We start from the raw sequence: 19,960 nt of genomic DNA, 5'->3' as shown, positions 1-19,960 counted from the left end.
GGCGGAACCCCATGCCCATCAAGCTAAGGCAAATCATTACCCCTATAACGAAAAAAAAAGCTAATCTTTCTGTAATATGATGGAAAGGATGGTGTTTTTTATGGGTTACGAGGTTTCGGACGAACTTACCCTTTTTTTATATGTAATTTTCAAAATTGTATGTATCAACTATTCTTGAATTCAACTATACACATATCTAGCCCGGTCACATATGTAGTATTTGATATCTTATTTTATAAGGGAAAAGACCTTCGAAAACTTCCTTTAGACGAACGAAAAAGGATTTTAAATGAAGTGATAGAGATAACCAAACCTTCACAAAGATCCGGTATATCAAGGAACAGGGTGAACCCTATTTTGAAGCAATAAAAAAAGCGAACCTTGAAGGAATGGTCGCCAAATACAAAAACAGCGTCTACCAACCGATCCGGTTCAACCAATGGTTAAAGATTATCAACTGGCAGTACACGGATGTCTTTATAACAGGATATAAAAAAGATCAAACCGGCTGGCTTGTATCGATTGAGGAAGACCATCAAATGAAACCAGTTGGAGTAATTGAATATGGAGCTTCACCCGAAGAACGTAAGGCTTTTTATCAAGTTTCCAAATTACTGATTACCCATGAGGATCAACAAAGGATTTACCTGAACCCCGCTATCCGTCCGAAGGTAAAATTCCGAAATTGGACCAAAAAGGGGCTATTAAGGACTCCTGTATTTGAGGAATTTATTATATAACATGAAAGAAGCCTCTCTAACCAAAAGCTCATAAGTGAAAAATCCCTTGATTGGAAAAGCAAAAATGGAAGGAGACTAGCTCCTTCCAAATTATTTTACATATCCTTTTTCTTTCAAACTGGTATATGCAGCATTCGCATTAACTATCAGATGATCCAGAATCTCAATCCCCATCATCTGTCCAGCTTCTACCAGTCTTTTTGTTACTTCAATATCTTCTCGGGATGGGGTTGTGTCTTGAGAAGGATGCTGGTGACATAATATGATGGCTGAGCTGTTTTAAGAATTGCACTTTTGAATACTTCTCTAGGATGGCCGATACTTGCATTGATTGAGCCTACATGGCACCTATGAACGGCAACAACTTTATTTTTTGTATTGAGACACATGACAAAGAACACTTCGCGATCATCCTTACCAATAAACCCAGCAGCTGTAGAGCCATCTTTTTTAGTTTAACTCATCATTTTCATCAAGCAATAAAGCTCGTTCTAACGATTAGAAGTGGTATCCATTAAAATAATTTATATCTTTAATCACTACACTTGTTTCTCCATTTGGGGTTATTAATACCATTTTCTCTCCTAAACAACGGTATAATAGTTGGCTCCCGACAGGAGAATGAAATGAAATGTAACCCTTATCAGGATCTGTTTCCCCCGGAAAACAAATGGTATAATGATCAACCTCATTATCATCCTCATACAATACAGATACCTGGCTCCCAATAAAAACTTTGGTCAGCATGGAGGAAGCTGTGTTGTCGATTGTCAACAAATATTCCTTTAATGCTGTTGCATATCTTTCAAAAAATTGAAAATCCTTGTTTTTACGATCTATTGTAGTTAAATATAGATCTAAAAGCTCTTGACGATTTTCATCGATATAAGTTAATTGTTCTATTAAACTTTTTTTCAATGATTGAAGAGAATCATGGCTCATGGAAAGTAACTCCCTTCTCTGGACTATACATCTTGCATAATTTCATTTTAAATTTCATTTTGCACTCTCCTTAAATATAAAAAATTGAGATCCCACAGACTTTGAAATCTCTGGAACCTCAAATTCAAGTATACCACGTAAAAAGGAAACGTGGGATTAATTAAAATGAGCGTTTTTTTGTTCTTCCACTTCTTTTTCATCACTTGCCATTGCTCGTGCAAGCTATTTCAATCAATTGCTGCGAGAATACAATGCAACAGCTCCGGAATGCGCTAGCCATTGCCATCGCTGGCCCAACCCTGCCACTCCTCTTCTATTAAGCAAGGAGATCGTGTAACACAAGGTATTGGAACACTTAGTAAAGAAGGAAAGGCATATGCTACCGCTACTGTTCCAAGTAAGCTTCTGACAGCACCGTTTCTCTAGATTTCTCATTTATTAAATTCTCCTTCAGATAATCCCTTTCCATCTAAATCATACGAGCCTTCAAGTTGATTTGCAGCATTAGCACCTCCCCCGGTTGAAGCACTTACTAAATCGATACACCCCCAAGGAGTATAACCCATTGGCTTTACGTTCCATAAACATGTCATATCTTTGTTGCAACGTGGAATCGGAAATAGTAATTCCGAGAAAATGGGAAGAAAATAAAATATAGCATTTCCGGCAGCTAATAAAATAGTGTAAGTTCCGCTTAGCGAAAGATAAAAAAATAAAAGCACTTGCTGGATGATGTTTAACGAAATCAATTCTGCAATGGAATTTCCGCCTAGAGAAGATATTGAAGTAACAAAAGACTTGTAAGAACCTCAATCCCCATCATCTATCCGGCCACTTTGTTGTATGTGCCTTCGATGCCCGTTCGCTCTCCATCCTTATATCCTACAAGAGTAATAACGATGCCGCGTCGGAGTATATAGCTACCTTACCGAGTACCTGTTCCTACAGCTATTATCATTCTGATTTGGGGGATATTGGGAGGTGTTGGCGCTAACATTAATCAAGCTGGATTATGTCTTCTGCTCCAGAAGCTCCCGATATCGCTAATGGTTTATTCCTAACTTCTGTTAATTTAGGTACAACGATTGGTGCCGATATAGCCGGAATCATTATCGAACAAATTGGTACAGAATATATTTTATTCGTAGGAGTACTCACGTTATTGTTAAGTTTTATATGTATTTTTCTTAGAAATTATATTTATAGACCTAAAACAAATCAACAAATAGAGTGCAACTGAAGATCGATGTTATGTCCATTTCTCTCATTACAAATAATTACCCTCTACAATACCTAGATAAATATCTATTATGGATGAAAATCTCATTGATTTTTAATGATTTCGCTTAACTGATATACTCCATCTTCAATTTCATCTAGCGATGCAGCTCCATAGGATAATCGTATAAAATGCCCTGAATGTTCGGCATATATACTGCCAGGATTAAGAAGGATCCCTTTGGATAATGCTTTGTCAAATAACTTTTTCACCTTAAACTGTGGTTTCACCTTAATCCATATGAACAAGCCACCTTTTGGGATCTCCCATGTAGCATAAAACTGTAAATGCTTGTTCAAAGCTTCTAGAGCCTTATTTCTCCGAACCTTCAGCTGCTGTCTTACATTTTCAAGGTGTCGGTTATATAAACCACACGATAACCATTCCGTTGCAACGAGCTGAGACAACGTACTTGATCCATAATCTGATTGCATTTTTAAATCGGATAAACGATTTATTACGGATTCCGAGCCAACGATCCAACCGATTCGCAATCCAGGACTCAATGTTTTTGATAAGCTCCCAAGATATAATACATTCCCATAACGATCTCTTGATTTCAATGATTCAGGCGGTGGTGCGTCAATCCACAAGTCACGATATACATCATCTTCTATAATAGGGAGTTGTTCTCTTTCGCAGTATTCTATTACGTCATTTCGTCGTTTTTCCTGCATCAACGTACCTGTAGGATTATGAAAACTTGGAATGGTATATAAAATACTTTTTCCTTTTTCATTAATTGGATAAATTGAATCGACCATAATCCCTTCCTTATCCATTCGTATTCCTTTCAACATCATCCCCGCAGACTGAAAAACGGTCAACGAATATAAGTAAGATGGTATTTCCAAAAATACAGTTGACCCTCTTTGCAGCAGTCCTATTGAAATAAGATGTAAAGCCTGAAGTGCACCTGAAACGACAAGGATGGATGATGGAGAGACATCCATCCCTCTATTTTTTAGATAATCGCTAATTGCTTCACGTAGCTTTATATTTCCTTTTGGCTCTTCATACCCGAACGGTGTTAATTGTTCAGAAACCTTTTGAATAATGGACTTCATTTCTTCTAGAGGGAATGTGTCAGGCGATAGTTCACCCTTGCTTAATTGAATCAGATTGTTATCAGATTCAGCTTCGTTGATCTCCTGGACTGTTAATATACTCGGTTTATGAGTACCTAACGAAATATTTTCTGTCCAATTTAATGAGGATTGATTCCCCATCAAAGTCCAAGTGTTATTTGTAACAACTGTTCCCATCCCTGCTTTGCCTTCAATTAGTCCTTCTGCCATTAGTTCTTCTAGTGCTGTTATGACCGTGCTGCGGTTCACCACAAACATTTTTGCTAGTTTACGCTGACTTGGTATTCGACTTCCTATTGCCCACTCACCTTTGGAGATTTTCTCCTTAATAAAATCAACGATCAATTGGTATTTTGGCTTTTTCATGGGTACTCCTTTATTAAAAATTGGTTGGTATTTTTCTATTAAACCTGTTGGAGACATTTTATCAAAGTGTTATTAAGATAAAAACATCAGAATTAAATGGTTGGGTAAAAATGAGGGGGTCACATGAATATTTTAAAAACAAAAATCATTTTAGCACATTTGATAACAATCATCTTATGGGGTTCCGCATTCCCAGGGATAAAATTTACATTGATGGCCTATTCACCTGAACATCTATCACTTTTACGATTATTAGTTGGGTCTTTAGCGTTGGTTGTTCTTGCATTCATCCTAAGAATTCGTTTACCAGAAGGAAAAGATATACCAATCATATTCTTGCTTGGCTTCTTAGGTTTTTCGGTTTATCATACAGCACTCAATATTGGGGGGAACAAACGATAAGTGCAGGGGTTGCAAGTTTATTGGTTTCAACAACACCTATATTCACTGCTTTGCTGGCTTTGCTTTTTTACCGTGAGAAGTTTGGATTATCAGGCTGGGTTGGTTCGTGGATTGGATTTTGTGGTGTGGCACTCATTTCTTTAGGAGGATCAATTGAAGGTTTTTCATTCAATATTGGCATAATCCTAGTTTTAGTTGCATCACTTTCTGAAAGTGTTTATTTTGTTTTTCAGAATGCTTATCTAAAAAAATACGGGTTTGTTCCCTTTACAATGTATACGATTTGGTCAGGTACTATTTTCATGCTGGTATTTTCACGTAGTCTTACAGACGCCGTTAGTCAAGCTCCTATCGATATCACCCTTGTAGTGTTTATCTGGGGATTTTCCCAACTGTTGTTCCTTATTTGGCTCTAGCATATATTACCTCAAAAACTGGGGCATCGGAAGCAACAAGTTCTCTTTATGTAACCCCTGTTTTTGCTTTTCTCATTGCATTGATCTGGCTTGGAGAAGTTCCGAATATTTTTGCAATAACCGGTGGATTAATTACGTTGTTAGGTGTGTTCATCTCAAATAGAAAAAATGTTGTACCTAAAGAACATTTAGAAAGGTACGGGGTAGAAGCAGAAGAAAAAAATCTATGATAGATAACTAACTATTTAAGTTAATAGAAAACAAAAGGGGGTGTCCAATTGTTTTATGGGTAAGCCCACTTACATATTCCACATATGTGACCAACATTAAAGATGAGAGCATTTCTTGCCCCAAAAATGCGCCCGTTTGCTTAACAAAGTCCCCTCAATATTTATTTAATTTGCTCCGCCAACTCTAAAATAATCCCTTCTGGCCCACGAACGCAGCATAATTTATAAGCGTTTTCGTAGTTTTGTATCTCACCAAAAAGTTCCGCGCCTTTCTTTTTCAATTTGGCAACAACGGCTTCAATATCTTCAACAGCAAATGCAATATGCCGGATACCCAAGGTATTTGCAAAAGATTGCTGAATACCTTTTTCATCTGACGGCGTATGGAATTTGACCAGCTCCAAAGTTGCCTGGCCGTCTGGCATCCCAAACATTACAACCGTCTCTCTAACGTCATTAAGCCCAATTATCCGTTCCACCCACTCTCCTTTCAATTCTGTTTCCCCTAGCACTTCAAGTCCAAGGTCAAGAAAAAAGGCTTTAGCGGCAGGAAGATCATATACGATTACACCCACATGATCTATTCTATGGATCTTCATATATCATACCTCCTATGTTCCTAAGTTTATCACTTATGTCTCCTAAAGATTTCTTCTCGATTTTAAAAGCTTTTCCTCCTTATTCAACAAACTCCCAATTCATTAATAAGAGCGTATTTCTTGTTCCAGAAATGCTCCCGATTGTGGAAGATCGTTCTTGAATTTTGTAAGGATCAAACTCTATCGTACTTTTCGTTATCTGTTAAAATATAGGCATATACAAATGTTGGTAAGGAGATTTTAAATAGGAAATATATTTATAATACTGATCCTTTTATGTGTAGCTGCTAAAGTTCTAGATTATGAACTTTTAGAAATGATCTATGAGGATCTTTTTTCTTTTGCTGAACCTATAATTATAATTATTGGCTTTTTTGTAATAGCGGTTTTGTTTTTCTTTGTTACAAAAAAGAAATAGAGTTTATTACAGTAGGTACTTCAGAAGAGAGCCCTATTACTGAACATAGGTTGTATCACCAGTTTGTATCCAAATTATCACAATGAATAAGTCTGATCATCAGACCAACAGGCCAGAGTATGTTAAACGTTCTACTCGACCGAGTTTGCTCGCTCCATGATCTCCTGGACTATCGAGTCTTTGGCATCTGCGTAATGTTGAACGTGACGCCATTCACGCTGTGCCAGGTTACGCTTGACGCGTGCGTAGTTGTCCCGATCGGACTTGTTGTTCCGTAGCCAATCACGGAAGCGTAACATTCGATCGATCTCAGACGCCCCTTTACTGAATACATGCAAATTGATGTCTGTATCGGGACCCTTAAACACACGGTGCTCAAACCAATCGGGTTCTCGAATACGTAACGTATAGCCGGCTTTTTCCAAGTCCTGAACATAGGTTTTTTCATCAGCAGAGTCCGTCACGACCAACAGAATATCAATGATTGGCTTGGCACACAGTCCTGGTACTGAGGTTGATCCAACGTGCTCCACTAGCAATGCCTTTTTCCCAAGTACGGAACGAATCCGTTTAGCTTCTCGGTCGAATAGCTTAGGCCAGTACGGATCATACTCTAGAAGTGTGATCTGCGCATTATGAGGTTTACGCTCTCCAATCTCTGGAGATCTTCATCACTTTTAGGTGATAAATTCGAATTGTCCTGCATCGATGGCAATTTGTCCACCCCTTGCTATCAGTTTTTATCATTTAGCATTTAAACCTACCACAGTGTGTTTGAAAAGTTACAACAGTCAGTTCCGATTTTTATTTATCCTAGATCATGAGTATGATTAGAATACCAACGCATACCATAATATGGACCTATACACAAAGCGAGAGCGCATTTTTTATTCCTGAACTGGGCCCGTTTCTTGAAGAACATTAGTGAGTCCATATCCTATTTGGTGAAAGTAATCGGTAATTGGTTTGTTCAATACATACTAACTTATTAGCTTAAATCCATACATCGTTTTCAGCAGTTAATTCGCCTTTGGTTTCACCAGTGTTGACTACACCTTTTGGCTCCACCAGCATTATATGGCATTCCTTTTCGGCATAGGGCTTATGCTCCACACCTTTTGGTATAACATACATTTCTCCTTTGGAGAGTTTGACCTCTCCATCACGAAAAGCGATAGCCATCTCGCCGTCAAGTACTATGAATACCTCATCAGTCTCTTTATGATCGTGCCATACAAAATCCCCTAGAACCTTTACCAGCTTAAACTGATAGTCATTCATTTCACCAATGACTTTAGGCGACCATTGGTCACTAAATTTAGACAACTTTTCCCTTAGATTAATCGGATGATAATCCATTTAGATTCCTCCTCTTTCCCTTGCTTCTTATATTCTATATTCTGGCTCTTTAAATGAAAAATTGTGCTGTCCTTATTCCAGAAGCGCGCCCGTTCGTAATATAAGGTTAGCCAGTTTTTACTGGTTGACCTTATATTACGAAACCCCAATAATACATACAAATACAATGCCCGATAATGTAAGACATTTTTTATTCATTCAATAACCCCCAATAAATGTTAATTTCAAGAAATATGTATGCTGTATTATTGATTTATACTTTCAATATTTCACATTATAAATTAAGGGAAAAATACAAAACGAGGCTTTTCTTGTGACTAAAAAGCCTCGTTTGAATAATTGTAAATTGATTTAGACTTCTAAAGGATCAACGAAATGTTCCATAAAAAAATTAATTAATCCTAGTATACTCATGTGCAAATTCTTTAACTTCTCCCTTACTTTTGTACCTCTTTTCTTTGATAAACCTGGAATCTTCATAATGGTAAGAGATAATTTCTTTGTTGTGTCCTCCTAAGAATACTATTATGTTATTCCTTTTACCATTTTCCTCAAGCCACAAGTCAAATGAATCATTATAAGATGATTTATAATTTATTAATGAGAAAGTCTTATCACCATCTTCTACAATTAACCTCCAATAAGTTTGATCCGCTAAGGAAGAAACCGCAGCGTCTTTATGTATAACAGGTCCTACATACAATGAGATTTTCTCTGTAATCCCGTTCCCATCCAAATCTTCTTTTACTTCAGCAACTGAAGTATATTTGTTTAAATCTTTAACACTTCCTTCTTTTATAGTTGATTGATTTTCTTTAACGCATCCAAGTAATAAAAATATGGACAATAAGGTTACTAATTTGTACAAAATGATCCCCTCCTGTCCAATACTATTCACTTTTTTTCTGGAATAGAATAACAGCGTTATTTATTTTTTTGTAATGGTATTTGTTTACTCTAACGTAATTGACTCTTGTTCTAAAATCCTGCCCTATTGCTTAATACCAATTATTTCAAATTATAAGATCTAACTCAATAATTACTTTCACATTAAAAAAGAGCATATCCTTTTCCTATTTCAGATATGCCTCTTCGTATATTTATCTCTAATTAGTTAAAGGTATTTTTATTTCATCACCAACTAAGAGAGCAGTGTCTTGGTGATCTTTAACAGGAGCAAAAACCATAATATATTCGTCATCTGCTCCCTGCATTTCACCTTTACTAAAAATCGGGATAACTTTCTCTCCAGCTGATTTCAAGAACACACCAGATTTTTTCTCATTAACAATGTAACCAAATTCTTTATCAATTTTCCTTGCATTAAGGTACTGAAGTTCCAATTTACTCTTTACTTGGTATTGAACTCCATTTTCATCAGTTAGGAGTTTAGTGTCTGGTCCAGTAACCACAATTCTTGTTTCAAAAGGTGAAAACTCTACCTGTCTAATCTTATAATTTACATTTTTAAAAGTGAATTCTTTATTTACCTTTATCGTTTCTCTTTTTGAGATGGCAGATTGATTGATTTTGAACTCAAGTGGCCATGTCGTTTTTACTCTTTGTGTCTCAGAATTATCATATACTGTCAAATCTTTAATTTCTAACCGAATGTCCTCTCCTTCATATTCTTTTATCGATTCAAAAGATAAGGCTTCAGCTACTATGTTTTTTTCACTGTCGTAATACCTGCTTCCCCAACCTACGTTATCTAATTCAATTTTCTTATCTCCAACAATTAGGTTAATGGAAGTTTTACCTTCAAATATATCAAGATAATAGTTCTTTAACGTTGTTTTTTCACTTTGAAAGGTTAATAAAAGTTTTGTCTCTGTATCATCTGCCATCACCCTTTCAAAATTCACTTTAATATCAAGTTGCTTATCATAAAATGTTTGATCCAGAACTTGGCCATGCCCCATTTTAATTGCAGCCCTAACACCAGCATCATCAATATGTTTACTCGAAAATATACTATTATAAACTTCTCCTTCTTGATTCCTATCTGAATTCTGCTGATTGATTGGTGCAATCTTTGATTCAGTCATATTTTCATATCCAAAATAGATGATGGAGGGAATAAGTATCAGACCAACTAATATCGTTAGAGTAGGATTAAGGATTTTACTTGTAAACCAACCAGACTTTCTTCTATTACCTAATGCACTAAGAATTTTGTATTTTTCTTTATTACTAATCCCAGTTTCCTTAAATACTGTATCGTTCATACTTTCTCGTAATTTATTTAACTTTTCTTCCATGTTCAATTACTCACTCCCTTCAAACTTTCTTCGTAGTAATAATTTCCCTCTTCTGAGTCTACTTTTAATTGTTTGTTCATTGATTCCAGTAAGTTCATTAATTTCCCTTATTGTGAGTTCTTCATAATAAAAAAAAATGATGATTTCCCGATATTTTACTGGGAGTGATAACACCTTATTTGAAAAATTTAGCTTTTCATCTTCCTTAATCACTTGTTCCTCTATAGAATGTTGACCATGTTGTAGATTATCCCTTAGGGGCTCAAAGCGTAAAAACTGTCTAAAAGATTTACGTTTTAATGTATCTTTCGCTTTATTGACTGCAATTTGATAAACCCATGTTTTAATATTTGATTCTCCACGAAAAAGATGATACTTGTTGTAACAGGTAATAAATACTTCTTGTGTTACATCTTCAGTAATATTCCAGTCCTTAATATATGTATAAATTAGTCTCTTGATTGTATCTCCGTATTCATCTATTAGCAGTTCTATAATTTCTTCAAGTGTTTCATTTTTCCCAATATGTATCGTATCTTCCAACTTTACCATTCCCCCTTACCTCTCCTATTCTGTTTGACGATAAAACTGTTCACATTGTTTCGTTTCACAGAATTATTTTTACATCTGAATAGTGTTAAAAGTTTCGAAATGCTTCTTACAATAAGTTGAATTATGGTCAATGAGACAACCTAAGAATTTAGGGAAAAAATTAAGCCATAAAATTCTTAGCTCACTCATGAACTAGTGTTTTATGGCTTGTTCTTTATATATTCTATATAACCTGATGAAAAACTACTATTAGTGCGTGTTCAGGTTAGATTCTAACAATAATGAATTCAAATATTTTTCTCCCTAAAAATAAGAAATGTTGCTTTTTCTTACCTCAGAAAAGCCCCCTTTTCTTGAAGAGTGTTTGATTATTACTCTCCATTTGAAGTCTCTTGTAGAATTGGTACTATTGTTTCCTCTATTGCGTCATCTATATCTTCCATATTACCTTCAAGGTTTGTAATGAGGAACGTTTCAGAAGGCACCGTAAGAAATTATGTAAATGAGATGAGAGAGCTCTATCACATTCCTAAACAAGCCTCTATCAGAACATTTGGAGCGATACCTGAGCTGCCAATGGGCAAACAAATGCAGGTGGACTTTGGAGAAATAAAAGTCCCAAGTACCAACGGAGAATCAGTCAAGCTCTTACGATCATTTTTAATAATATTAAGGATTTGTGGATAGCTGAGACAGCTAGAGCAAGAGGCCGTAAGCTGGAAAGACCTAAGGTTAATCAGGTAAAATTAAATCAAGATATCGTCATGTATCCTCTAAGAATGACAGTAAAGAAAATTGAAGAAGTACCAAGGTTTCGGTTGCCACATCTATTGAGGTCTTTTAAAAGAGTAAACTTATTAACGTGCATACTCTTTTATATTCAATTTATACTAGACTTTGAAAACTCTATTAGTACAAAATTTTAAAAAAACAGTTTGAAATGAGGATGTGAGGAAAGTTTCGATTTTGCGTTCATTTCGAAAAATTTATCAGTCTATTGTAGATATACCTATTAAAGAAGGGACGATTTTGAACAATCGCTACGAGGTTTTGAGTGTTATAGGGACTGGAAGCTATGGCATTGTTTATCTCTGTAATGATTTGAAGTCAAAAGAGAATAGGGTGGTTAAACAGCTTCGTCCAAGTAAACGTCGTAACAAAAAAGAGGTTGAGCTGTTTCAAAGTGAAACTTCTGTTTTGCATACACTGAACCACAAAAATATGCCAATATTATATGAAGGTTTTTCAAATAACGAATATTTTTTTTATGCAATGAGTTTCATTGAAGGGGACAATTTGGAAGACCAAATTTTTATTAGTAAGAAAACTTTTAACGAGAAAGAGTCTCTACTAATTCTTGATCAACTGCTTGAATTGGTCGAATATCTTCACAAAAACGGCATTTACCATCAAGATTTACGTATTCCAAACATTTTATTGAACAATAATGAGCCCTTTTTGATCGATTTTGGTTTATCTAAACAGAGAGTCTCGTTCGACGCATTTCAATCACCACCTAGTTTTTCACATAACAAACAAGAAGGTATCCTAGAAATGAAACAACAGGACTACTATGATTTAGGAGAAATACTTTTATATTTGCTTTATACGACGTATTCTTCCAAAAATAAAAAAGCTCTTCCATGGACAGAAGAACTTTCTTTAGAAAAGGGAACCGTTTATTTGCTAAAAAGACTTTTAAGAATTAAAGAACCTTATTCAAATATTAGTGAAATTTCAGCCGATCTTCATGCTGCACTCAAAGCGAAAGAAAAAGTACATTAACCGCAGAGAAAAAGATTAGCTGCTGCTACGACCCTTCCGTTTGTAGTGTTTACTTCCACTCATTGGAGATCGTTTATACCGTCGGTTATTGCTACTACTGCCTCGGCGATAATGACCATGTCTTCGCTCGCTGCTGCCTTGGGAGAGTTGCTTGATTTGCTTCATGATTTTTTTAAACATTTTTATCCTCTTTTCATCTTTTATAAAGCTTGTGTTCTTGTTTTGTTTAGTCTAGCATAGATAAAGGACAAAACTTAATAATTAGTACTAAGCTTTGTTAAGATTTTACATGTCTAAAGTTAATGGAAACACCGAATCCGATTGATCAAAAAAGGACTTGTTAGATAATTTGAATAATATCTTGGTCTCTACTTTCTACTCCTTCTTTAAAAGTGACCTTTGTTTTAAAACGGTACGATATTTCCTTTGTCGTAACCAGGACTGTAGTTGATAGTTTAAACGTCAGTGATTCTTTATAAACTTCTCCAGACTGGATAAGTTTTGATGTTAATAGGGTTATTGTATCAATTACCTTTTCGATGCCTGTAGCTTGATTAATCATGACCAAATCACAGTCAATTCGTATGATTTGTTGTTCGATGGTACCGCCTTTAATTAAGAAATATCCGCTAATATGTTCACCAGGCCTATACGTTTCCTTAGGCAGGATAAGATCTATTTGTGCCGACCCTATTCCTAAAAGGGCCATGTATTTCCTTAGTAACATTGAACACCCTCCTGAATGCATCATTTTGCTAGATTTGTATATTTTTCATCAATACGTTTTTCAATTTTTTCAATTCGTTCCTTATCTTTAAGGATCTCTTCTTTATTTTCTTTGATTAACTCAGATAAGGATACTTTTACTTTATTCATGGTGGCATCAAACCTCCCTTCAGTGTTGTTAGTTAAACAAATTGTCTAATGTTTGGCTTTACCTAAATGAATTGTGTCTTGTTATTGAGCACGTTTTATTACAAAGAATACCGGTCCAATAGCTTCTTTCTGATATACCATCAAGTAAATGCTGATCGTTTTCCATACCTTCATCAAAAAAACCTTTACCAAATGTGGTAAAGGTTTTTTATACAAATAAAGACCTCTACCGATCGGTAAAGGTCTTGCTAACAACGCTATGTTGCCAACAAAGCCGAGAGCGGTAGCACTCCGAAATGACGACTTTGTTGTAAAAGCTACTCCCCTTTAGGAGAACTATTTAACTATTTAACTATTTACAGTAAATATAATATACTCTCTATAAAAATGTCAACTATTTTTTCAAATCTGCGAAGCCTGTGACCGTCTTATGGGCATGGGACAAGCAGTTTTTTGGGTCCCAGACTCGGAAAAAGATATTTCAGTTAAATATTGCATACAGATTGTATAGGTTTTCACTTAAACCAGCTAATAGTTTGTCAACATTTTTCAATAAAAACTTAAAATACTTCATGTTATACTAAAAATGCGCATGCCAAATAACCTTCCACTAACTAATGGTTGGAAGGTTTTGCCTTATTTAGTTGGAAATCTTAATTAGTCTATATCTTGGAAAGTGGTTCTGTTTTTTAATATGGCATAAATCCAATGTAAGAGCTTATTTACACACGCAATAACGGCTACTTTATAAAGTTTGCCTTCCTCACGCTTTTTATAGTAAAACGCTCTTAATCTCTTGTTTCTAGGGATAATTTCATCAGTTGTTTTCTGTTTACGACAATCACGAATACCAGAGCGAACAGCCATATATAAGGCGTGCCGCAACCTACTTGATCCACGTTTTGAAATGCGAACGAGAGTAGCTTTTAATTTACCTGATTCAAACACTTCTGGATCAACTCCGGCGAATGCAACAAGCTTTTTGGGGTGATTAAACCGGTCTATCTCACCAATTTCAGAAATGATCGTGGCCGCGATTTTTTCTCCGATACCAGGGATAGATTGGATAATCTTATATTCTTCAACTTCCTTTGCGAGAGTATCTATCTCTGTGTCCAACCTAGATAGATGCTCTTTGTATTGAAGAAGCATATTGATATACATACCAAGACTCAGTAAATGACTCTGATAGAGTGTCTTTTTTAATGGATTCCGTGCTGCAGCTTTCTTAAGATTTTGAGCTTTTTCTTCTGCCCATTTCTTTGACCGACTATTACAGAACTCCTTGATTTTATTGGCTAACGTATCTTCGCTAACAGCTAAAATATCTTCTGATGCTGGGTATTCCTTTAGAATAAGTAAAGACACAATGGAATATAAGTCACCAAAAACTCCTCTGTATTCAGGAAAGATTTGATCTAGTACTGCTTGAAATTGCAGCTTGGTTTGAACATATATCCCCGTAATATTCTCATGTTGCCTTGTGAGATTCCTAAGGTTTAAGAGCTGAATTCCACGTCAAAGCGGATTTGGAGTTTAGATTGTATTATCTTCGGGATATATAAACACCATAAACTCCCATGATATTGTGGTGAATAAATCCATTCCCTCAAACACCAAAATACATAGTTCGGGTGGATTACTACTATGGTCCGCTTTCTTTTTTCGACAATACTTTTTCATCAAATTCTGTGGGCACAGTTTAAATCGCGGAAAATTCCTTCCATATTTTTGTCATTATAATTGCATATTTTATAAAAACAAACCTTTGATTTTGAAAAATAGTATAAAAACGATGTTTGTAAACGACAAAAAACCCGAGCAGGAAGAGGAACTCCTGCTCAGGTTTTAAATAGCATGTTTAAAAAAATCAATTGTTAATCAGTTTTTCTCACGGATCCAAACAAGCATTTCACCTTTCTCTCGGTTACACCATGCATAATAGGGTATTGCTTTGATCCTTATAGGTTTCTGTTTAGAAACCTCCGGTTGATAAAGCTGTTCACCCCATCCATTTTCATCCACTCGTTCAGCTTCTGCTGTAATAACCGTAACGCCTCCGAGTAAATCTCTTCATGAATAGCGTCAAGTTGGGCATTTGAAGGAAGTGAAATGCTCGGTAAATGCCCTCCATTATCAACTTCTTCTAGGCAATACACGATTGGACCACGTTGAATGGCTACCTTACCTACGTTCGCTCGTACTTTTGGATGAGCTTTCATTTTTTCAATGGCCATAGGGAAATGCAATTGAATTTCGCCCCCTTTTTTCCAAAAGCGAGAAATATAGGCATAGCCTTTTTTTACATTAAAATCAAGATCAATGATTTCACCATTGACCTGTAAATTCAGCCTCTTTTTCTGGATTGATCTGAACTTTGACGTCTCCGTCCCAAGGGTAGTTCGACTTCTGATTGATGTTAACTTTCTGGTCTCCGATGTCCAGTTCAGCTTCACTTCCAACATAAAGGTGCACATAAGCTTGGTTTTGATCTGCAGAGTAAACATAATGACCAATTGAAGCAATCAGCCTTGCCAAATTTGGTGGGCAACATGCACAGCTGAACCATTTCTGCCGTACAGGTTTCACATGTGCTTGATCGTTCCTTTTCGAACAAACCTTTGGCGATACTTCTAATGGGTTGACGTAAAAGAACCTTTGCCCGTCTAAATCCATTCCGCTGATCGTTCCGTTATAAAGCGCACGTTCCATTACATCGCTATATTTACGATCCTTTTCAAGATTCAACATTCTATTTGCCCAATATACTAATCCTATTGAGGCGCAAGTCTCGGTATAACATAAGTCATTTGGCAGATCATAGTCGAAGGAAAACGCTTCGCCATGCCTCATAGAGCCTACTCCTGCAGTAATATACATTTGTCGTTGAGTCACATTTTCCCACAGTCTCTGAGAAGCTTCTTTTAATGTATGATCGTCAGTCTCTAAAGCCAGGTCTGCCATTGCTGTATACATATACATGGCTCGAACAGAATGTCCAATGGCTTCTTCCTGCTCACGAACTGGCAAATGTGCTTGGTGGTAGCTGTAATTTCCATATTCGTCACTCCACCAGGGCTTTTTGTCATCTCCTCTTTTTTGCTTTTCCATATTAAAATAATGTGGGCTTTGACCACGCTCATCAATAAAATACTTACTCAAAGCCAAGTATCGTTCATTTTTTGTCACTCTATACAATTTGACGAGGGCTAGTTCAATTTCTTGATGACCAGGGTATCCAGGCAATTGATTTTCCTCATGCCCAAATATCGAGTCAATATGATCTGCGAACCGAGACACGATGTCTAATAACTTTCTCTTTCCAGTAGATTGATAATAAGCAACCGCTGCCTCTATCATATGTCCTGCACAATAAAGCTCATGTAGATTCCGCAAGTTTGTCCATTTTTCATCAGGTTTGTTTATCGTGAAGTGGGTGTTCAAATAGCCGTTTTCTTCTTGTGCTCTTCCGATAAGATCAATCACTTCATCAGCTGTTTTTTCTAATTCGGGATCCGGATCCGTTTCTAAACTGTATGCGACTGCTTCTAACCATTTCGCCACATCGCTGTCCTGAAACACAAAACCCTTAAACTTACCTTCAGCTTCTTTTGCTGCAATTCGAAAGTTTTCAATCGCATGACTTGGGGTTGCATCGGGGATTCGATCATTTAAAGCAGCCCATTGGTATGGGATCACTTCATCACGTACAACATCCATGTATTGACGCCAAAAGTTATCGGTTATCTTTACGCCAGTTAGTTTTCCCAGTATTTCTTTCACTATTTAACAACTCCTTTTTGCACATTTGTCAAAAGGCTGTATGGGTAACGGATGGATTGGATATGAAATGCTGGATTGCTTGAATTGATTGATTAAAAACAAACCTGTACATCTGTCTCTTAATTGGTAAGCTTCATTTAAACTCTCTTGAACTAGCTCATTAGAGATGCCCAAATCAGCAGCAGTTGTCGGGTTCCCTGCTGTTTTTAATAGTTTTCTAAGTTTGCTCGGATCTGGTAGTTTGTCAATTAAGCTTTTAATGTCAACCCAATGTTTTCTTAAACGTACATTATAGGTAGTGTCTTTTGGCAGGTTCTCCACATCTAATTGTTCTCCTAATTGTTTGTATAATTCAGTAATAATAGCGGTCGCTACACCCACCTTTGAACCGTGTAGTAGCTGTACTTCATCTTTTTTCAAGAGATCCATTTCCCAATAATGAGATAAGTGGTGCTCGCCGCCAGAAGCAGACCTTGAAAAATCAAGAAGAAGCATGACTAATCCGGATTCCACTAATGAATGCATCAAAATTTCAATCCCTTCAGCATCACCTTGTGCAATCTTTTCTACATTTTCGACACAATTTTCGAGTGAACGTCTTGTAATATCAGCAGCCAATTGATTAAAGGGTTCGTTTCCGATTAACTCAGATATCTTCCAATCTAGTAATGACGTAAACTTCCCTAAAATATCACCGAAGCCAGCAGCAGTCAGTTCCCTTGGAGCTGCAGCTAAAATTTCAATATCCGCAAAAACAGCCAGGGGAGAAGACGTTTGAACGGTTTGCTTTATACCATGGAAAATTAACGGAGCACCTTTTGAAGTAAATCCATCGACTGAAGCGGCTGTCGGCACAGATATAAAAGGAATGTCCATCTTATACCCTACAAAACGAACGATATCGTGGATGGTTCCTGCCCCCACTGCTATCAAAACATCAGTAGATTGCGGGGTCTGTGCAAATAATTGAATGAGTGTCTGTTCGTCTGCAACTACCTGACCGTATTTATTAGGCTGTAAAGTGATCAGGTTATGATCAATATGGCCAGGTAATACTTTTGAAAGTTGATTTCCAGCGACTTCATTTGTAGTTTTATCTGCTACTAAAATAACTTTCCTGAAATTTTCCGACTCAATATAAGAAGGAATCAGTTGCATGGCTCCTTTTTCAATCGTAACTTCAGGAAGACTAGTCCTTGTGTGTTGAACGTCTTTTGCTAGATTCCTTATATCCTTTATAGCCTGCACAATTTCACCACCCAATTTTTGATTTTAAAAAAGGTACAAGTGTACACTCCTTTTTATAATCTTTTATCAATTGATAGGACGGCCACTGACATTGCTGGGAGTTGGACTTCTAATGTTCTTTCTGCAACTCTGTAATTTTCAAATGGAACTGGTTTCACTTTCTCTGGTTGTTCGAATGTATTTCGAGCATTCATAGATGAAGATGTAAGGATACGGCCAGATACATTTGCTAATTTGATGTCACCACGGATATCAAGTTGAATCGTTGAAGCCTTTTTATTGTCTAAGTTACAAAGACTGATATTTACTTTTCCATTTTTATCTTTAGAAGCAGATGCAGTGACCTGCGGTATTTCTTGATCACCAAGTTTAATCGAATCAACATTGAAATTTAATGATAACTTTTCCGCACCCTGATGCACTTTGTACATTTCAAACACATGATAGGTCGGTGTTACAATCATCTTGTCCTGCTCTGTCAGTACCATTGCTTGTAAAACATTAACCGTCTGAGCAATGTTGGCCATTTGAACCCGATCACAATGATCATTGAATATATTTAAGGTAACACCTGCAACCAAGGCATCTCTGATTGTATTTTGTTGATAAAGAAATCCCGGGTTTGTGTCTGGTTCTATATCAAACCAAGTTCCCCATTCATCAACAATCAAGCCCACACGTTTATTTGCATCATACCGATCCATAATGGTTCCGTGTTGCGTAACCAATTCATCCATATGCAAAGCTTTTTGCATGGTGATGGTCCATTCATCCTCTGTGAAATCGGTAGCAGATCCTTTTCCTTTCCAGAAGTCTCCTGGAATCGTGTAATAGTGCAGACTTAGACCATCCATACGTTGTGCAGCTTCTCGCATTAACATGTCTGTCCAATTAAAATCATCTACATTCGCACCACCGGCGATTTTATAAATCTTATTATCGCCATAATTACGTACATAGGTCTGATAACGCCGGTATAGATCAGCATAATACTCGGGTCGCATGTTACCGCCGCATCCCCAACTCTCATTCCCGACACCGAAGTATTTTAATTTCCAAGGCTCTTCTCTTCCGTTTTCTTTTCTCCAGTCAGCCATAGGGGATTCGCCATCAAATGTTATATACTCTACCCATTCAGACATTTCTTGAACGGTTCCGCTGCCGACATTTCCACATATGTATGGCTCTGACCCTAACAACTCACAAAGCAACATGAACTCATGGGTACCAAAATGGTTATTCTCTATTACGCCGCCCCAATGTTTATTGACCATATGCTTGCGATACTCTCGAGGACCTACACCGTCTTTCCAGTGGTATTCATCGGCAAAGCATCCTCCAGGCCAGCGAAGTACAGGAATATCGAGTTTTTTGAGTGCGTTCAATACATCATTTCGAATGCCCATTGTATTTGGAATAGAAGAATCCTCACCAACCCAAATACCTTCATATACACATCTGCCAAGATGTTCTGCAAAATGACCGTAAATGTTTCTGTTAATCGTTCCTTGAACGATATCGGTATTCAAAACTATCTTATTTTCCATAACGTGAATGCTCCTCAAAATAGAATAAATCAAAATCGAATAATGAACTGTGGAAAAAATCACCTTAAG

General features: G+C 36.6%; 15 protein-coding genes and 6 pseudogenes. 5 read left to right on the top strand and 16 right to left on the bottom strand.

The features are described from left to right. Positions 1-159 precede the first annotated feature (159 nt). The gene (locus ACJROX_RS14630; RefSeq protein ID WP_408011413.1) at positions 160-369 is read left to right on the top strand and encodes a hypothetical protein; all 210 of its coding nucleotides are present in this window, start codon (positions 160-162) and stop codon (positions 367-369) included. 20 nt (positions 370-389) lie between these two features. Then, positions 390-740: a hypothetical protein gene (locus ACJROX_RS14625; protein ID WP_408011412.1), complete on the top strand. Its 351-nt coding sequence runs from the start codon at positions 390-392 to the stop codon at positions 738-740. Between the two features lie 90 nt (positions 741-830). On the opposite strand, the pseudogene ACJROX_RS14620 reads toward ACJROX_RS14625, so the two are convergent. The 3 genes and pseudogenes from ACJROX_RS14620 to ACJROX_RS14610 all read right to left on the bottom strand — a co-directional run. Then, positions 831-1,174 (bottom strand): annotated as a pseudogene (locus ACJROX_RS14620) (JAB domain-containing protein); the annotation flags it as partial. A 64-nt stretch (positions 1,175-1,238) separates the two neighbouring features. Beyond that, entirely contained in the window at positions 1,239-1,682 is a 444-nt protein-coding gene (locus ACJROX_RS14615; RefSeq protein WP_408011411.1) for a GreA/GreB family elongation factor, read from the bottom strand. Positions 1,683-2,113: 431 nt separating this feature from the next. Beyond that, positions 2,114-2,431 carry a hypothetical protein gene (locus ACJROX_RS14610; protein ID WP_408011410.1) on the bottom strand — a complete coding sequence of 106 codons (318 nt, stop codon included), beginning with the start codon at positions 2,429-2,431 and terminating at the stop codon, positions 2,114-2,116. A gap of 189 nt (positions 2,432-2,620) precedes the next feature. On the opposite strand from ACJROX_RS14610, the pseudogene ACJROX_RS14605 reads away from it, so the two are divergent. Beyond that, positions 2,621-2,922: pseudogene (locus ACJROX_RS14605) on the top strand (MFS transporter); the annotation flags it as partial. 83 nt (positions 2,923-3,005) lie between these two features. On the opposite strand, the gene ACJROX_RS14600 reads toward ACJROX_RS14605, so the two are convergent. Further along, positions 3,006-4,415 carry a PLP-dependent aminotransferase family protein gene (locus ACJROX_RS14600; protein WP_408011409.1) on the bottom strand — a complete coding sequence of 470 codons (1,410 nt, stop codon included), beginning with the start codon at positions 4,413-4,415 and terminating at the stop codon, positions 3,006-3,008. Between the two features lie 123 nt (positions 4,416-4,538). On the opposite strand from ACJROX_RS14600, the pseudogene ACJROX_RS14595 reads away from it, so the two are divergent. Further along, positions 4,539-5,463: pseudogene (locus tag ACJROX_RS14595) on the top strand (DMT family transporter). A gap of 161 nt (positions 5,464-5,624) precedes the next feature. Here ACJROX_RS14595 and ACJROX_RS14590 read toward each other — a convergent pair. The 6 genes and pseudogenes from ACJROX_RS14590 to ACJROX_RS14565 form a co-directional block, all read right to left on the bottom strand. Then, positions 5,625-6,062: a VOC family protein gene (locus tag ACJROX_RS14590; RefSeq protein WP_408011408.1), complete on the bottom strand. Its 438-nt coding sequence runs from the start codon at positions 6,060-6,062 to the stop codon at positions 5,625-5,627. A 549-nt stretch (positions 6,063-6,611) separates the two neighbouring features. Further along, positions 6,612-7,186, bottom strand: a pseudogene (locus ACJROX_RS14585) (GrpB family protein). A 287-nt stretch (positions 7,187-7,473) separates the two neighbouring features. Beyond that, positions 7,474-7,839 (bottom strand): cupin domain-containing protein, encoded by a 366-nt coding sequence (locus ACJROX_RS14580; protein ID WP_408011407.1) that lies wholly within the window; start codon positions 7,837-7,839, stop codon positions 7,474-7,476. Between the two features lie 391 nt (positions 7,840-8,230). After that, positions 8,231-8,707 (bottom strand): hypothetical protein, encoded by a 477-nt coding sequence (locus ACJROX_RS14575; protein WP_408011406.1) that lies wholly within the window; start codon positions 8,705-8,707, stop codon positions 8,231-8,233. Positions 8,708-8,945: 238 nt separating this feature from the next. Further along, positions 8,946-10,100: a hypothetical protein gene (locus tag ACJROX_RS14570; RefSeq protein WP_408011405.1), complete on the bottom strand. Its 1,155-nt coding sequence runs from the start codon at positions 10,098-10,100 to the stop codon at positions 8,946-8,948. A gap of 6 nt (positions 10,101-10,106) precedes the next feature. Further along, complete coding sequence (locus ACJROX_RS14565) at positions 10,107-10,643, bottom strand: sigma-70 family RNA polymerase sigma factor (RefSeq protein ID WP_408011404.1); 537 nt, start codon at positions 10,641-10,643, stop codon at positions 10,107-10,109. Positions 10,644-11,600: 957 nt separating this feature from the next. On the opposite strand from ACJROX_RS14565, the gene ACJROX_RS14560 reads away from it, so the two are divergent. Beyond that, positions 11,601-12,437, top strand: a complete 837-nt coding sequence (locus ACJROX_RS14560) for a protein kinase domain-containing protein (protein WP_408011403.1) — start codon at positions 11,601-11,603, stop codon at positions 12,435-12,437. A gap of 340 nt (positions 12,438-12,777) precedes the next feature. Here ACJROX_RS14560 and ACJROX_RS14555 read toward each other — a convergent pair whose 3' ends face one another. The 6 genes and pseudogenes from ACJROX_RS14555 to ACJROX_RS14530 form a co-directional block, all read right to left on the bottom strand. Beyond that, positions 12,778-13,164, bottom strand: a complete 387-nt coding sequence (locus ACJROX_RS14555; protein WP_408011402.1) for a sporulation protein — start codon at positions 13,162-13,164, stop codon at positions 12,778-12,780. A 20-nt stretch (positions 13,165-13,184) separates the two neighbouring features. Then, a complete protein-coding gene (locus tag ACJROX_RS14550) occupies positions 13,185-13,313 on the bottom strand; it encodes an FbpB family small basic protein (protein WP_408011401.1) in 129 nt (42 codons plus the stop codon). Positions 13,314-13,970: 657 nt separating this feature from the next. Then, positions 13,971-14,831, bottom strand: a pseudogene (locus ACJROX_RS14545) (IS110 family transposase); the annotation flags it as partial. Between the two features lie 363 nt (positions 14,832-15,194). Then, a pseudogene (locus tag ACJROX_RS14540) lies at positions 15,195-17,096 on the bottom strand (glycoside hydrolase family 127 protein). A gap of 3 nt (positions 17,097-17,099) precedes the next feature. Continuing rightward, positions 17,100-18,359 carry a sn-glycerol-1-phosphate dehydrogenase gene (locus ACJROX_RS14535; protein ID WP_408011400.1) on the bottom strand — a complete coding sequence of 420 codons (1,260 nt, stop codon included), beginning with the start codon at positions 18,357-18,359 and terminating at the stop codon, positions 17,100-17,102. 38 nt (positions 18,360-18,397) lie between these two features. Beyond that, positions 18,398-19,891: an alpha-N-arabinofuranosidase gene (locus tag ACJROX_RS14530; RefSeq protein ID WP_408011399.1), complete on the bottom strand. Its 1,494-nt coding sequence runs from the start codon at positions 19,889-19,891 to the stop codon at positions 18,398-18,400. Positions 19,892-19,960: the final 69 nt, after the last annotated feature.

Origin of the sequence: Pseudalkalibacillus sp. A8, assembly GCF_045920555.1 — a bacterium.
In the GTDB taxonomy this organism is placed as follows: Bacteria; Bacillota; Bacilli; order Bacillales; family Fictibacillaceae; genus Pseudalkalibacillus.
This window is presented reverse-complemented; position numbering and strand designations above follow the sequence as displayed.

Bases quoted from the DNA above. Each gene is read 5' to 3' on its own strand.
- ACJROX_RS14630 (WP_408011413.1), top strand. From the start codon at position 160: ATGTATCAACTATTCTTGAATTCAACTATACACATATCTAGCCCGGTC.
- ACJROX_RS14625 (WP_408011412.1), top strand. From the start codon at position 390: ATGGTCGCCAAATACAAAAACAGCGTCTACCAACCGATCCGGTTCAAC.
- ACJROX_RS14615 (WP_408011411.1), bottom strand. From the start codon at position 1,682: ATGAGCCATGATTCTCTTCAATCATTGAAAAAAAGTTTAATAGAACAA.
- ACJROX_RS14600 (WP_408011409.1), bottom strand. From the start codon at position 4,415: ATGAAAAAGCCAAAATACCAATTGATCGTTGATTTTATTAAGGAGAAA.
- ACJROX_RS14590 (WP_408011408.1), bottom strand. From the start codon at position 6,062: ATGAAGATCCATAGAATAGATCATGTGGGTGTAATCGTATATGATCTT.
- ACJROX_RS14580 (WP_408011407.1), bottom strand. From the start codon at position 7,839: ATGGATTATCATCCGATTAATCTAAGGGAAAAGTTGTCTAAATTTAGT.
- ACJROX_RS14570 (WP_408011405.1), bottom strand. From the start codon at position 10,100: ATGGAAGAAAAGTTAAATAAATTACGAGAAAGTATGAACGATACAGTA.
- ACJROX_RS14555 (WP_408011402.1), bottom strand. From the start codon at position 13,164: ATGTTACTAAGGAAATACATGGCCCTTTTAGGAATAGGGTCGGCACAA.
- ACJROX_RS14550 (WP_408011401.1), bottom strand. From the start codon at position 13,313: ATGAATAAAGTAAAAGTATCCTTATCTGAGTTAATCAAAGAAAATAAA.
- ACJROX_RS14530 (WP_408011399.1), bottom strand. From the start codon at position 19,891: ATGGAAAATAAGATAGTTTTGAATACCGATATCGTTCAAGGAACGATT.